Here is a 14,719-nt window from a genome sequence, read left to right as displayed (position 1 = left end):
CGCTCGGTCGGGGATGCCTGCCGCCTGGCCGCCGCGGCGGCGCGGGCGGGGGCCGCGGGGCTGATGGTGCACCAGCCGCCCGACCCCTTTGCCGCGCCGCGCGGCGTCGTCGACTATGTCCGCCGGGTGGCAGAGGCCGGCGGCGGCCTGCCCCTGATGCTGTATCTGCGCAACGACGCCATCGGCACGGCGGCCATTGCCGACCTGTGCGCCATTCCCGGCGTGATCGGCGTGAAATGGGCGACGCCCAACCCGCTGCGGCTGGCCGAGGCCGCCGCCGCCTGCGATCCCGCGATCATCTGGGTCGGCGGGCTGGCCGAGGTCTGGGCGCCGGTGCTTTATGCGGCGGGGGCGCGGGGTTTCACCTCGGGGCTGATCAATATCTGGCCGGAACATTCGTTGGCGATCCATGCCGCATTGGAGGCCGGGGACCATGCCCGCGCCCGCACCCTGATCGCCGGAATGGCGGCGTTCGAGGAGGTGCGCGCGCAGGAACTGAACGGCACCAACGTCACCGGGGTCAAGGCGGCCCTGCAGGCGGTGGGGCTGGATTGCGGTCCGACGCGGCCGCCCGCTGCCTGGCCGCTGACATCTGTCCAGCAGGCCGCGATGACCGCGTTCCTGGCCCGGAGCGGGCTAAGGACAAAAGACTGAGCGGTCGGGCCGGTGGCGCGAAGGCGTGACCGGCCCGACCGCATCACAACATGGGAGGAAGACACAATGAAAACCGGAATGGCGATGCTTTTGGCGGGAACCGTGCTGTCGGCCGGCTTGCCCGCAGCGGCCCAGGACACCGATCGCGACGTGACCGTGGTGCTGGCCGAGACCGTCAGCGTGGTCGAGCCCTGCATGGCCGCGCGCCAGGACGTGGGCCGGGTCATGTCGGAAAACGTCAACGAGATGCTGGTCGAGTTCGACTATGTCAACGGCGGGCTGAAGCCGCGCCTGGCGACGGAATGGAACCAGGTGGACGAGGACACCTGGGAGTTCAAGCTGCGCGACGGGGTGGCCTGGCACGACGGCACGCCCTTCACCGCCAAGGACGTGCAGTTCACCATCGAGCGCAACAAGAACCCCGCCCTGTCCTGCGAGACCGGCGGCAAGTATTTCGGCGGTACCGAGTTCAGCTTCGACATTCCGGACGATCACACGATCCGCATCACCACCACGCCGCCGCAGCCGATCCTGCCGCTGCTGATGACGGTGATGCCGGTGCAATCCGCCGCCACCACGCCCGCCGCCGAATTCGACCGCAAGCCGAACGGCACCGGGCCCTATCTCTTTTCGGACTGGCAGGTTGGCCAGTCGATCACCCTGACCCGTAATCCCGGCTATTGGGGCGACCAGCCGCAGGTGGAAAGGGCGACCTATCTGTTCCGCTCGGACAGCGCGGTGGCGGCGGCGATGGTGCAGGCGGGCGAGGCTGATATCGTGCCCTCGATCGCGCTTCAGGACGCGACCAACCCCGAGACGGATTTCAGCTATCCCAATTCCGAAACCACCTCGCTGCGGATCGACACCCGCGTCCCGCCGACCAACGACCGCCGCATCCGCGAGGCGCTGAACCTGGCCGTCGACCGCGAGGCGATGATCGGCACGCTGTTCCCGGCCGATGCGCAGATCGCTACGCACCTGGTCGTGCCGACGACCATCGGCTACAACCCGGCCGTGCCGGCCTGGCCCTACGATCCCGACCGCGCCCGCGCGCTGGTCGAGGAGGCCAAGGCCGACGGGGTCGACACCAGCCTGCCGATCCGCATCATCGGCCGCAACGGGCAATACCCGAACGCGACCGAGGCGATGGAGGCGATGATGGCCATGTTCCAGGATGTCGGCCTGAACGTGACGCTGGACATGTATGACGTTTCGGTCTGGAACAACTATTTCGTGTCGCCCTTCGTCGCCGATGCCGGCGCGACGCTGACCCAGTCGCAGCATGACAATGCCACCGGCGACCCGGTCTTTACCGCTTATGTGAAATATGCCTCGGACGGGGCGCATTCCATGGTGGACGACCCGGCGGTGGACGATCTGATCGCGCGGGCGACCGCCGCCACCGGGGACGAGCGCACCAGGCTGTGGCAGGAACTTTTTGCCAAGGTGAACACCGAGATCATCGCCGACATCCCGATGTTCCACATGGTCGGGTTCACCCGCGTCTCGCCCAGGCTGGACTTCAAGCCGACCATTGCCACGAACTCGGAACTGCAACTGTCGCAGATCCGCTTCAAGTGACCCGTATGGGGGCCGGCCCGCCCGGCTGTCCCCCTGCCTCGGAGGAAGACATGCCCCGCTTCGATCGCGCCCTGCTGCTGGATTTTGTCGAAACCCTGCTGACCGCCGGGGGAATGGAGGCCGACAAGGCTACCGTCACGGCCGAAGTGCTCGTCGAGGGCGACATGATCGGCCACGAGACCCACGGGCTGCAACTGCTGCACTGGTACCTGGAATGCCTGGCCGATGGCAGCCTGAACGGGACGGGCAGCTATCAGGTCGTGGCCGACAGGGGCGCGGGTTTCGTCTGGGATGGGCGGCTGCTGCCCGGTGCCTGGCTGCTGACGCAGGCGCTGGAGCAGGCGATGGACCGCGTGCGCGACCACGGCATCGTGGGCGCGGCGATCCGCAACTGCCATCATACCTGCGCGCTGTCGGCCTATATGCGCAAGGCCACCGATCGCGGGCTGATCGTGCAGATCTCGGCCTCGAACCCGGCGGCGCGGCGGGTGGCGCCCTATGGCGGCACCCGGCCGGTGCTGACGCCGAACCCGTTGGCGATGGGCTTTCCGACCTCGGGCGATCCGATCCTGATCGACGTGTCCACCTCGATCACCACCACCACGATGACGCAGCTGCTGGCCAGGAAGGGCGAGCGCTACCCCGAGGCATGGGCCCTGACCGCCGAGGGCCAGCCCACGGACGATCCCAGGGAGATCACCGAACGCGGCGGCACGATGATGCCGCTGGGCGGCGCGGCAAAGGGCTACAAGGGCTTCGGCCTGGCGATGATGGTCGATCTGCTGGGCCAGGGCCTGTCGGGCAAGGGCCGCGCCAATACCAAGGCGCCGGGGCCGCTGGCGCAAAGCGCGTTCCTGCAAGTCATCGACCCGGCCTTCTTTGCCGGTCTCGGCGCCTTTACCGAACAGTCCGACTGGCTGGCCGAGGCCTGTCGCAGCAACCCGCCGGCCCCCTGGAACAAGAGCGCGGTCCGGGTGCCGGGCGACAGCGCCTCGATGAGGCGGCGCGATGCGCTTGTGCGGGGGGTGCCGGTCGCCGACAGCGACATGGCGCGGATCGCGAAACATGCCAGGCAGCTGGGCGTCCCGCTGCCACGCGAGATCGGCGCCTGAAGACCGGCTTGCGGCGCACCCCGCCCTTTGGGAGGGATCGACATTCGCTGCGACCGGAATGCAGGCGCCTCGGCGCGTCCCCCTCGCCCTGCGGGGTCCGCTGCGAGCGTCCTGCCGTCATGAGGCGACGGACCCGGTCTTGAAGGGCGGCCTGGCCGCCGGTTTCGAGGCGGGGATCATAGGCGAAGTCCGCCCTCACATAGCGCCCATGCGCGCGGCTCCCGGACGTGTCCGGCCGCGGCACCGTCGCCGTGATGCCCTGCTCGTGGCAGATGAGGATCTCGCCGCCGCTGAAATAGCCTTTGTCGGCCAGGATATGCAGGTCGTCGTGCCGGAGGGCAGTCTTCGCGGCACCCGCCATGGAGGCGAGCTGATCACGATCATGGCCCTGATTGGTGACCTCATGCGCCACGATCAGATGGGTCTCGGCATCGACAACGCTTTGCACGTTATAGCCGACATGGCCGCTGTGCTGCGCCCGTGTCGCCATGGCACGGGCATCCGGATCCGTCGGCGATATCTGCCCGTCCGGTGCCGTTGCCAGCTCCCGGCGCAACCTCACCATGCGGTCCATTTCCAGCCGGGCGCGGTGATAACGGCTGGTCAGATGGGCTATCTTTTCCGTGCGTGCCTCGCCGGTTTCCTGCCGATCCGCCCGCTCGGCCTCCTCGATATAGCGGCCGACCTCCTTCTCCAGATGCGCCAGGCGGCTGGCGATCTTCGCCTTGGTGAAGTTGCGATCGCGATTGTTGACGGCCTTGAACTTGCTGCCGTCGACGGCAACGCAGTCGCCCCTCAGCACGCCGATCCGACGGCAGAGCTCCACGAACTCGGCACAGGTCCGGCGAATGGCCGGGCCGTTCCCGCGCCGGAAATCGGCGATGGTCTTGTGGTCGGGCACCAGCCGCCGCGATCAGATGGCACCGGGGCTTCGCTTGATCTCGGCGGGGCGCAAGGGTGTGGTGGTCTTCAAGATTGACGACGGCACGAGGGAGGTTCTCGTCTATGCCGTCACCTGCGGTGAGGCCGACGGGATCAAGCGAAGTCGATCCAGGGGATGGTGCCGATGCCGGTCGCTATACGCAGCCGGTAGCTGGGATGGTCCGGGTGCGATCCTGGAGGGTGGAATTTCCGAACCGTAATGTTCATGCGGCCAAGGATCCCGCCGGCAGCCGGCCCCCTTGATGCAAAGGCAAGTATTTCTGGAATCGCGACGGGAACGGAACCAACGCCAGAATACGCTAGGTGTTTGATCCCACAATTTGATGGTGCGATCCTTTCTACAGAATGGAAGGAGGCCCTATGGGACAAGTTCGTCACGGGAGCGCCACGACCACGCACGCCGTCCGAGCAGCAATACAGCGATCGCAAGCTTCGCTCGCGGTGTTGAGCCGCGAGTTTGGCATCAATCCGAAGACAGTGGCCAAGTGGCGCAAGCGGGCGACAGTCGAGGATCTGAAGACCGGACCGAAGGAGCCCCGCTCGACCGTTCTGAGCGAGGTGGAGGAGGCGATGGTGGTCGCGTTCCGGCGGCACACCCTGTTGCCTCTGGACGATTGCCTCTACGGCCTGCAGCCGACGATCCCGCACCTGACCCGCTCGGCGCTGCACCGCTGCCTTCAGCGGCATGGTATTTCCCGCCTGCCCGATGTCGAGGGCGACAAGCCGAAGCGGCAGCGCTTCAAACGCTATCCCATTGGGTTCTTTCACATCGGCATCGCTGAGGTCCAAACCGCTGAGGGCAAGCTCTACCGCTTTGTGGCCATCGACCGGACCAGCAAGTTCGCCTTCACCCGCCTGGTCGAAAAGGCCGGCAAGATGGCAGCCGCCCAGTTCCTGCGTGATCTGGTCGTGGCCGTTCCCTACCGACTGCATACGGTGCTTACCGACAACGGCGTCCAGTTCACCAATCACGCTCACCATACATACGCCTTCCACCACATCTTTGATCGCGTCTGCGACGAGAACGGCATCGAGCACAGGCTCACCAAGATCAACCATCCCTGGACCAATGGTCAGGTCGAACGGATGAACCGAACAATCAAGGAGGCAACGGTAAAACGCTTCCATTACGACAGCCACGGTCAGTTGCGCCGACACCTGAGCGACTTCCTCGCGGCCTACAACTTCGCCCGCAGGCTCAAGATCCTCAATGGCCTCACGCCCTACGAATACATCTTGCAAGGTCTGGACTTCAGAGCCCGACAGATTCATCGTCAATCCGATCCACCAGATGCCGGGACTGAACAGCTAGGCTCCAATACGCTAGGCTCCGATACATTCCGCAATCCGGCCGTCCAGACGACCGGCTTCATGGTCAGGGCGGGGTGCCGGCCTGCTGTGGCGCCCCTGCGAGTGCCAGTGCGACGAGATCTGCCTGATGACGCAGGCGGATTGGGTGCAGCGCCGTTTGCCGAGCACACAGATAGGCAAGCCGCGCGGGATCGGGGGCTTGTCCTGCAGCCTCGTTCAATCTCTGCCAGACTGCCGCCATCGCGGCCTCGATTGTCAGCAGCATGAAGGGATGCGCTGCAACGGCCGGGTCCGGCGCCGCCAGCATCCGCTTGCACGCGGCTTCCCAGATGGCGCGGGTTTCGGGCAGGGGATCCAGGAACTCGGCAAAGGCCCTGGCCGCCGCCCCATCCGCCTGCTGCAGCAACCGCGTTGCCAAGGCCACGGCGTGAATGCCGTTCGCGCCCTCATAGATCGTGGTGATGCGGGCGTCGCGCAGCGCCTGTTCGACACGGTATTCGCGCAAATAGCCGTAGCCGCCCATCACCTGGATGGCGAGGTTGGCGGCAGCAACACCCCCTTCGGTGCAGGCGAACTTGCAAACCGGGGTCAGGATATCGACGAGGCCCGGCCGCTCGTTCAATTCCAGCTCCACCAGGGTGCGATAGGTCAGCGCCCGTCCACCGATGGCCAGTGCCTCGGCCTCGTCCAGCATGCGCCGCACATCGGGATGAGCATCCAGCATCGCCGGCGCGCCTCCGACCCGGCCCTGGCGGCGCGTTGCTGCATAGGCACGCGCCAAGTGGCTGGCGCGGGCGGCATGGGCCACGCCCTGCAGCGCCACGTCCAGCCGCGCATGGTTCATCATCGTGAACATGGCCTTCAGCCCGCCCCCCTCGGGCCCCAGCAACTCGGCCGGAGCATCATCGAACAGCATCTGGCAGGTGGGGGAGGCGTGCAGACCCATCTTCTCCTCGATCCGCGTGACGGAGACAGGCTGCGCCTTGCCGTCCTCGTCATGCGAGGGGACCAGAAACAGGCTCAGCCCCCTGGTGCCGCTGGCGGCCTCTCCGCTGCGTGCCAGGACCAGGTGCAGGATGCGCGAGGTCAGGTTCTGATCGCCGCCAGAGATGAAGATCTTCTCGCCTGCGATCCGCCAATGCCCGGCCTTTCGCTCGGCGCGGGTGCGAAGGCCGGAGAGATCCGAGCCCGCGCCGGGTTCGGTCAGCGCCATGGTTGCCAGCCAGTCGCCCGAGGCGAGGCGCGGCAGCCAGCGCGTCTTCTGCGCGTCGGACCCGTATAGCGAGATTGTGCGTGCAGCGCCCGGCACCAGCCCCACGACCATCTGGAAGGCATGGGAGGCACCGGCCAGGATCTCGGTCGTTGCGCCCGCCAGGGGTCCGGACATCGCCTGTCCCCCCGCCTCCTCGGGCAAGGACAGCGCAGGCCAACCCTGTTCGGCAAAGCTTCTGTAGGCAGCCACCAGCCCGGCCGGCATCTGGACGCGACCGTTTTCCAGCCGGCAACCGACGCGGTCGGCGGCCTCGTCGGCCGGGGCGACTGCGCCCTCGGCAAAACGCGCGAACTGGATGATCACCTCGCGCGCCAGATCGGCGTCCCAGTCGGGCAGCCTGCCCGCCTGCGCAACATGTTCGAAGGTGAACAGGATATTGTCCACGGGCGCAGCGAATGGGATCATGCATCCTCCTTCAGCCCGAGCAGGCGGGCGGCGTTGTCTTTCAGGATTCTCGGACGGTTTTCGGGCTTGATCGACAGGGCCTCGAACTCGTCGAGCCAGCCTTCGGGAGCGATCATCGGCCAGTCCGATCCGAACAGGACACGATCCTTCAGCAGGGTATCGGCATACCGAACCAGGATCGGCGGGAAATATCTGGGCCGCCAGCCGGACAGGTCGATCCAGACGTTGGGCTTGTGCACGGCCACGGCCAGCGCCTCCTCTTGCCAGGGGAAGGAGGGATGCGCCATGACAATGGGCATGTCGGGGAAATCCACCGCCACGTCATCGAGATGGATCGGGTTCGAGTATTTCAGCCGCATGCCGTTGCCGCCGCGCATGCCCGCGCCGACACCGGTCTGGCCGGTGTGGAACAGGGCCGGCAAGCCGGATTCGGCGATCGCCTCATAGAGCGGCCAGGCCATGCGGTCGTTGGGACAAAAGCCCTGCATGGTCGGATGGAACTTGAAGCCGCGAATACCATGATCGGCGATCAGCCGCCGCGCCTCGCGCGCGCCCATGCGGCCGCGCGCCGGGTCGATCGAGGCGAAGGGGATCAGGATGTCGGCGTGGCGGGCGCAGGCCTCGGCGACTTCCTCGTTGGCATAGCGGCGATAGCCGGTCTCGCGCTCGGCATCGACGGGAAAGATCACCGCCGCGATCCGCTGCGCGCGGTAATGCGCCGCCGTTTCGTCGATGGTCGGCGGGTGCTGCCATGGAGCGCGGAAATAGCGCGCCATGGCCGATTGCAGAGCGTCATAGCCGTCATCGGCATGGCAGCCGCAGGGCTCTTCGGCATGGGTGTGAAAATCGATGGCCCGCACGGCTGCCAGGTCGATCATGGCAAGCTCCGCTTCAGGCCGGCTTTGCGGCGGTCCGGCGGCGTGTCAGCAGCACCACCGTGGTCAGGCCGGCGGCCAGGGTGATCGGCACCAGCGCCACCATCACGTCCGAGGGCGTGAAGCCCGCAGCCACCAGCGCACCCGCCAGCAGCGGCCCGGCGATAGAGCCCAGCCGGCCGACGGCGACCGCGGTGCCGACGCCGGTCCCCCGGATCTCGAACGGGTAGCATTGCGGCGCGATGCCATAGAGGATCGCCTGCACGCAGAGGATCGCGCCCCCGACCAGCATGCCGCCGACCAGCATCAGCGCCAGGTTCGCCGGCAGCATCGCCAGCATCAGCAGCGCGGCGGCCGCGGCGGCAAAGCACAGCGCCACTGGGCCGACAGGCCGGGCGCGGTCCAGCATGCGGCCGCCGATCAGGCTGCCCAGGACGCCGCCGACATTGAACAGGATCTGCACGGTCGAGGCTTCGGAACGCTCCAGCCCGCGCGACACCAGCAGCTGCGGCATCCAGTTCAGCAGCAGATAGACGACCAGCAGACCCAGGAAGAAGGACAGCCACAGCGCCGCCGTGGTGGCCAGCGTGCCCGGCGCGAAGACCTGCGACAGCGCGCCGGTGGCGGATTTCGTCTCGGCCTTCACCACTGCCAGCGGTGGCAGCATGAACTGCACGAGGGGCCCCAGGACCAGCGGTAGGATGCCTCCGACCAGGAAGATCGTGTGCCAGTCGCCGCCGTGCAGGCCCAGCATCGACACGCCGCTGGCGATGGCCCCGCCCAGGGGAATGCCGGCATACATGATCGAGACCGCCTTGCCGCGATTGGCCGGATCGGTCGATTCCGCAGCGATGTTGACCAGGTTCGGCAGCGCCCCGCCCAGGCCGACGCCGGTCAGGAAGCGCATCGCGACCAATTGCTCGAAAGTGGCGGTATAGGCGGTGGCGATGGAAAAGACGCCAAAGGCCACCAGCGCGATCACCAGCCCGGTGCGCCGGCCCCAGGCATCGGCGATGCGCCCGCCGGCCAGCGCGCCGAAGATCAGCCCGAAGGTGGCCGAGGAAAAGAACAGCCCGATCTGCTGCGGCGTCAGGCCGAAGGCCGGGGCCAGCTTCGGCACGGCGACGCCGGCGGCCTGCAGGTCGAAGCCCTCGATGACGGCGGCCAGAAAGGCAAGCGTCAGCGCCCGCCCCCCGCCGTGGCGGTGGTCAGTGATGGTCTGCATGGATTCCTCCCTTGGGCGGGGCCTCTTCTCCCCGCGAATGATGCGGCGGGGGCCTAGCCCTCGCCGTCCTCTCTCCAGATGATGGCCAGCATGCGGCGCAATTCGTCTCGCTCGGCCAGGGTCAGGCCGGCCAGCATCTTCTCTTCATGCGCGCCGATCAGGCTCAGCATGTGCTGTGCCTCTTCGCGTCCCTTGGCGGTCGGGAACAGCCGCTGGATGCGGTTGTCGCCGGGATCGGCCTCACGCAGGAACAGCCCGCGCGATTCCAGTTCCGCCAGCACCGCCACGATATTGGCGCGCTGCATGCGCAGGATGCGGCAGATCTCGGCCGCGCTGACGCCGGGGTTTTCGGTGATGGTCAGCAGCACGCTCATCGACACGGTGCGCAGCCCCGCGGCCTCCAGCGCGGCATTGGCGCCATGCAGATCCCAGGCCGAGGCGCGCTTCAGGTGATAGCCGATCAGGTCGCGCAGCTGCAGGGGCGATTCGGCCCCGGTTTCCTGCGCTTTCTTCAAGGATTCTCCGGACATGCCTGCCTCCAGCGGGGTGCATTCGATAGGGCCGAAAATAATGCTATGCAACATAACAGTCAATCGCTATGTTACATAGCAGTTGGCTTGGCGTGCGATTCGGTTCACGCTGCCGGCCATGCCCTGGAGGAGGAAAAGCATGAGTTTCGTCAGCATGAAGATCGCGGGCGCCGACCGTGTCGCCTCGGACGGCCGCACGTTCCGCCGGCTGAACCCGATCACCGGCGCGGTGGCCAGCGAGGCCCCGGCCGCCAGCGTGGCCGATGCAATTGCCGCCGCCGATGCCGCCGCCGCGGCCTTTCCGGCCTGGGCCGCGCTGGGTCCGAATGCCCGGCGTGCGGCGCTGTTGAAGGCCGCCGATGCGCTGGCTGCCAAGGGCGATGCCTTCGTCGCTGCCATGGCCGATGAAACCGGCACGACCGAGCCCTGGGCGCGGTTCAACGTGATGATCGCTGCGTCCATGCTGCGCGAGGCCGCCGCCCTGACCACCCAGGTCGCGGGCGAGGTCATTCCCTCGGACAAGCCGGGCTGCATGGCGATGGCGATCCGCGAGCCGGCCGGCGTCTGCCTGGGCATCGCCCCTTGGAACGCACCGGTGATCCTGGGCGTGCGGGCGCTGGCGACGCCCTTGGCCTGCGGCAATGCCGTGGTGTTCAAGGCCTCGGAAATCTGCCCGCGCACCCACGGGCTGATCGTCGAAGCGCTGGATGAGGGCGGCCTGCCCGCCGGTCTGGTCAGCCTGGTCACCAACGCCCCCGAAGATGCGGGCGAGATCGTCGGTGCGCTGGTCGATCACCCGGCGGTGCGGCGCATCAATTTCACCGGCTCGACCAAGGTCGGCCGGATCATCGCCGAACGGGCGGCGCGGCAGCTGAAGCCCTGCCTGCTGGAGCTGGGCGGCAAGGCGCCGTTCCTGGTGCTGAAGGACGCCGATCTGGACGAGGCGGTGAAGGCCGCCATCTTCGGCGCCTTCTTCAATCAGGGCCAGATCTGCATGTCGACCGAGCGCATCATCCTGGCGCCCGAGATCGCCGATGAGTTCGTGGCCCGCTTCACCACCCGCGCCGCCGTGTTGAAGGCCGGCGATCCGCGCGACGGCAAGGCGCCGCTGGGTGCCGTGGTCGATGCCCATACCGTGGAAAAGGTCACGGCGCTGATCGAGGATGCGCGCGGCAAGGGTGCCGAGATCCATTCCGCCGGCGCCGCCGAGGGTGTGCTGATGCCGGCGCAGGTGGTGGACCGCGTGACCGAGACGATGCGCATTGCCACCGAGGAGAGTTTCGGCCCCGTGGTCGCGATCTTCCGCGCGCGGGACGAGGAGGACGCCATCCGCCTTGCCAATGCCACCGAATACGGCCTGTCGGCGGCGGTGTTCTCGAAAGACGTGGCCCGCGCCATGACGGTCGCGCGCCAGATCAAATCCGGCATCTGCCATATCAACGGCCCGACCGTGCATGACGAGGCGCAGATGCCCTTCGGCGGCACCAGGGACTCGGGCTATGGCCGTTTCGGCGGCAAGGCCGGCATCGCCGAATTCACCGAACTGCGCTGGATCACCATCGAGACCCAGCCGGGCCACTACCCGCTGTAAGACCTTCACCCCCCCATCCTGCCGCGATGCGCGCGCCGAACCCTTCGGCGCGGCCCGGCGTGACACATCCCGAAAGGATCCCCGAAATGGCAAACGATCACGACACCGTCGCCCACGACGTCCAGGACGGCGTCGCTTGGCTGCGCTTCAACCGCCCCGAGAAGCGCAACGCCATGTCCCCCACCCTGAACCGCGCCATGATGGAGGCGCTGGACGAGCTGGAATTCCGCGACGATGTCGGCGTGCTGGTGCTGACCGGCGAGGGCTCGGCCTGGACCGCCGGCATGGATCTCAAGGAATATTTCCGCGAGACCGAGGCGCAGGGCCTGAAAGGCACCCGCAAGGCGCAGCGCGAGAGCTATGGCTGGTGGCGGCGGCTGCGCTGGTATCAGAAGCCGACCATCGCCATGGTCAACGGCTGGTGCTTCGGCGGCGGCTATGGCCCGCTGTTCGCCTGCGACCTGGCCTTCTGCGCGGACGAGGCGAAGTTCGGCCTGTCGGAAATCAACTGGGGCATCCTGCCCGGTGGCGGCGCAACCAAGGTGGCGGTCGAACTGCTGCCCTTCCGCAAGGCGATGTATCACGCCATGCTGGGCGAGCCGATCGACGGCAAGACCGCTGCCGACTGGGGGCTGGTCAACGAATCCCTGCCCCTGGCCCAGCTCAAGGAGCGGGTGATCCAGGTCGCGAATATCCTGCTGGAGAAGAACCCGGTCGCGCTGAAGGCGACCAAGGATGCCGTGCGGCGCGTCGGCCTGATGAGTTACGACGATGCCGAGGATTACCTGGTCCGCGCCCAGGAGGCGGCCAATTCCTACGACAACGCGGGCCGCAAGGAAGGCATCCGCCAGTTCATCGACGAAAAGAGCTACAAGCCCGGCCTTGGCGCCTATGACAAGAGCCGGCAGGGCTGATCCCGGGCAAGGGAGGAGGACACCATGCTCGATTTCATCTCGCCCGATCCGGTGGCGCTGCATGCGCGGCTGCGGCCGCAGGCCGAGGCGGCCGTCGACCTGCAGGCCGGGCGTCGCTGGACGTTCCGGCAGCTGGACCGGGACATCCAGCGTGCCGTCGCCGTCCTGGCCGCGGCCGGCGTCACCCGGGGGGATCGGGTGGCGGCGCTGGCCCGCAACAGTGTGCACCAGGTCGTCCTGCAACAGGCGCTGATGCGCATCGGCGCGATCTTCGTGCCGCTGAACTGGCGGCTGTCGCTGCCAGAGCTGGCGCGGCTGATGCTGGACTGCACGCCGCGCCTGCTGGTCGCCGACCAGGAGCTGCCGGACCTGCCGCCGGGCTGCGTGGCGACGACCATGGCGGAATTTTCCGCAGCCCTGGACGCGGCGCAGCCCGCGCCGCGCTGCCCGCCGCATTCGGGGCTGGACTGCTGCATCATCCTGTACACGTCGGGCACATCCGGGACGCCCAAGGGGGCGATGCTGACATCGCAATTCCTGCTGGCGACGGCGGTGAACTTCAACGTCCTGGGCGAGGTGGACACCGGCGCCGTGTTCCTCTGCGACAGCCCGATGTTCCATGTCATCGGCATCGTCACGCAGATCTGGCCGCCGCTTTTGCGGGGCGGCACGATCCTCGTCTCGCCCGGTTTCGACGCGGAACGCACCAACGACCGGCTGGGCGATGCCGAACTGGCGGTGACGCATTATTTCTGCGTGCCGCAGATGGCCGAGGCGCTGCGTCATGCGCCGAACTTCGCCCCCGGCCGCTGGACCCGGCTCAAGGCGCTGTTCACCGGCGGCGCGCCGAACCCGCCCGCGCATATCCGCTGGTGGCTGGACCAGGGCGTGCGCATGGTCGACGGCTATGGCATGACCGAGACGGGGACCACGCTGGGCATGCCGCTGAACCCCGACCTGATCCGCGACAAGGCCGGCGCCGTCGGCCTGCCCGGACCGCTGACCACGGTGCGGCTGGTCGATGAGGCGGATCGCGACGTGCGCGACGGCACCGCGGGCGAGATCCTGGTCTTCGGCCTGAACGTCATCCCCGGCTACTGGAACCGTCCCGAGGAACGCGACCGCGCCTTTACTCCCGACGGCTGGATCCGCACCGGCGACATCGGCATCCGCGACGCCGACGGTTTCATCAGCATCGCCGACCGCAAGAAGGACATGTTCATCTCGGGCGGCGAGAACGTCTATCCGGTCGAGGTCGAGGCCGCGCTGGTCGAACATGCCGCCGTGCGCGAGGTCGCCGTGATCGGCATTCCCGATGCGCGCTGGGGCGAGGTCGGCTGCGCCTTCATCGTGCCCGCGCCCGGCGCCACCCCGACCCCCGATGAGCTGACCGCGCATTGCCAGCGCCTGATCGCCCGCTACAAGGTGCCCAAGCAGTTCCGCATTGTCGAAAGCCTGCCCCGCACCGGATCGGGCAAGGTGATGAAGCATGCGCTGAAACAGAGTATTTGATCCCTGATCGGCATTCAGGATTTCGGGGACGGCTCGCGTCATCTTCCGGGCCGCGGCCTTGCCGATGTCGGGCGCATGTTGGTTTCGTAGAGGATCGGGCACGGCCTGGGCGTGCATGTCTTCGCGTCCGGGGCGCCGGAGCAGGGCTTGTGTGACATTATCCTGCGCGAGGCCGGCGCCGGTGCCCTCATGGATGCTGAAGGTTTCGTCCATGGCGGCACTTTCATCGCTTTCCATGGCACGGCGGTGCAGGTCGACTTCAAGCAGCTGACCGGCAACCCGATGATGATCCATGGCCAACCGAGATCACCCACGACCTTCAGACGCTGCACCGGTTCGGGGCGCCTGTCTCCCACCAGAGCGAGGAGGGGGAGCTCCATGGCGCCGACAGCGACGTGTCCTGTGTCTCCTTCATCCACCAGGGCCGGGGCTGCGCATCGACAGCGTCCATGTCACCGGTTGCGATGGCTTCCACGGCGTCAGTCGCCGGACCATCCCGGAAAGCCTGAGCAGCGAACATGAACATGTCCATCCTTCCGGCTGACTGGACATCCTGTCGGAAGCTCCGGCGGTGGCTGAGGAACTGGTCTATTCCGGCCAGCCGGCGTTCTCGGCCCGGATGCGATCGATCGCCGCGCTCCTGCCACGGCGGTTCAGATAGCTGCCGACATCGCCGCTCCACCCGGCGGCGCGGCCTGAAAGCCGCAGGAAGCAGGAAGCTGTCCTGCACCGGATCTCCGGCAATCGCGGGACAGCCGAGCGCTGCGCTGATGCCATCGCGCATGCGGGCGCTC

General features: G+C 67.4%; 11 protein-coding genes and 2 pseudogenes. 7 read left to right on the top strand and 6 right to left on the bottom strand.

Annotation, left to right across the window (positions count from 1 at the left end; genetic code table 11):
• From I9P22_RS05275 to I9P22_RS05265, 3 genes are all read left to right on the top strand, one after another.
• The coding region (locus tag I9P22_RS05275; protein WP_199258309.1) for a dihydrodipicolinate synthase family protein at positions 1-654 on the top strand (654 nt) is incomplete at its 5' end.
• Positions 655-732: 78 nt separating this feature from the next.
• Positions 733-2,235, top strand: a complete 1,503-nt coding sequence (locus I9P22_RS05270; protein ID WP_233253229.1) for an ABC transporter substrate-binding protein — start codon at positions 733-735, stop codon at positions 2,233-2,235.
• A gap of 50 nt (positions 2,236-2,285) precedes the next feature.
• Positions 2,286-3,347, top strand: coding sequence for an Ldh family oxidoreductase (locus I9P22_RS05265; protein ID WP_199258307.1), 1,062 nt, complete (start codon positions 2,286-2,288; stop codon positions 3,345-3,347).
• Between the two features lie 172 nt (positions 3,348-3,519).
• On the opposite strand, the pseudogene I9P22_RS05260 reads toward I9P22_RS05265, so the two are convergent.
• Positions 3,520-4,254 (bottom strand): annotated as a pseudogene (locus I9P22_RS05260) (transposase); the annotation flags it as partial.
• Positions 4,255-4,649: 395 nt separating this feature from the next.
• Here I9P22_RS05260 and I9P22_RS05255 point away from each other — a divergent pair.
• Positions 4,650-5,601, top strand: a pseudogene (locus I9P22_RS05255) (IS481 family transposase).
• A 63-nt stretch (positions 5,602-5,664) separates the two neighbouring features.
• Here the strand turns inward: I9P22_RS05255 and I9P22_RS05250 are convergent.
• Genes I9P22_RS05250 through I9P22_RS05235 form a run of 4 tightly spaced genes read right to left on the bottom strand, consistent with a single transcriptional unit; the run spans position 5,665 to position 9,908 of the window.
• Entirely contained in the window at positions 5,665-7,278 is a 1,614-nt protein-coding gene (locus I9P22_RS05250) for an acyl-CoA dehydrogenase family protein (protein ID WP_199258306.1), read from the bottom strand.
• The gene (locus tag I9P22_RS05245; protein ID WP_199258305.1) at positions 7,275-8,156 is read right to left on the bottom strand and encodes an amidohydrolase family protein; all 882 of its coding nucleotides are present in this window, start codon (positions 8,154-8,156) and stop codon (positions 7,275-7,277) included. The genes I9P22_RS05250 and I9P22_RS05245 overlap by 4 nt, the downstream gene beginning before the upstream one ends.
• 13 nt (positions 8,157-8,169) lie before the next feature.
• Entirely contained in the window at positions 8,170-9,378 is a 1,209-nt protein-coding gene (gene mhpT, locus I9P22_RS05240) for a 3-(3-hydroxy-phenyl)propionate transporter MhpT (protein WP_199258304.1), read from the bottom strand.
• A 53-nt stretch (positions 9,379-9,431) separates the two neighbouring features.
• A complete protein-coding gene (locus tag I9P22_RS05235; protein WP_199258303.1) occupies positions 9,432-9,908 on the bottom strand; it encodes a MarR family winged helix-turn-helix transcriptional regulator in 477 nt (158 codons plus the stop codon).
• A gap of 139 nt (positions 9,909-10,047) precedes the next feature.
• On the opposite strand from I9P22_RS05235, the gene I9P22_RS05230 reads away from it, so the two are divergent.
• From I9P22_RS05230 to I9P22_RS05220, 3 genes are all read left to right on the top strand, one after another.
• Positions 10,048-11,499 (top strand): aldehyde dehydrogenase, encoded by a 1,452-nt coding sequence (locus tag I9P22_RS05230; RefSeq protein ID WP_199258302.1) that lies wholly within the window; start codon positions 10,048-10,050, stop codon positions 11,497-11,499.
• A gap of 86 nt (positions 11,500-11,585) precedes the next feature.
• The gene (locus I9P22_RS05225) at positions 11,586-12,413 is read left to right on the top strand and encodes a p-hydroxycinnamoyl CoA hydratase/lyase (protein ID WP_199258301.1); all 828 of its coding nucleotides are present in this window, start codon (positions 11,586-11,588) and stop codon (positions 12,411-12,413) included.
• 24 nt (positions 12,414-12,437) lie between these two features.
• A complete protein-coding gene (locus I9P22_RS05220; protein WP_199258300.1) occupies positions 12,438-13,925 on the top strand; it encodes an AMP-binding protein in 1,488 nt (495 codons plus the stop codon).
• A gap of 319 nt (positions 13,926-14,244) precedes the next feature.
• Here I9P22_RS05220 and I9P22_RS05215 read toward each other — a convergent pair whose 3' ends face one another.
• Positions 14,245-14,709, bottom strand: a complete 465-nt coding sequence (locus I9P22_RS05215) for a hypothetical protein (RefSeq protein ID WP_199258299.1) — start codon at positions 14,707-14,709, stop codon at positions 14,245-14,247.
• Positions 14,710-14,719: the final 10 nt, after the last annotated feature.

This window comes from Paracoccus binzhouensis (assembly GCF_016446475.1).
In the GTDB taxonomy this organism is placed as follows: domain Bacteria; phylum Pseudomonadota; class Alphaproteobacteria; order Rhodobacterales; family Rhodobacteraceae; genus Paracoccus; species Paracoccus binzhouensis.
Note: the sequence above shows the minus strand (reverse complement) of the source record. Positions and strands in the feature narration are given on the sequence as shown.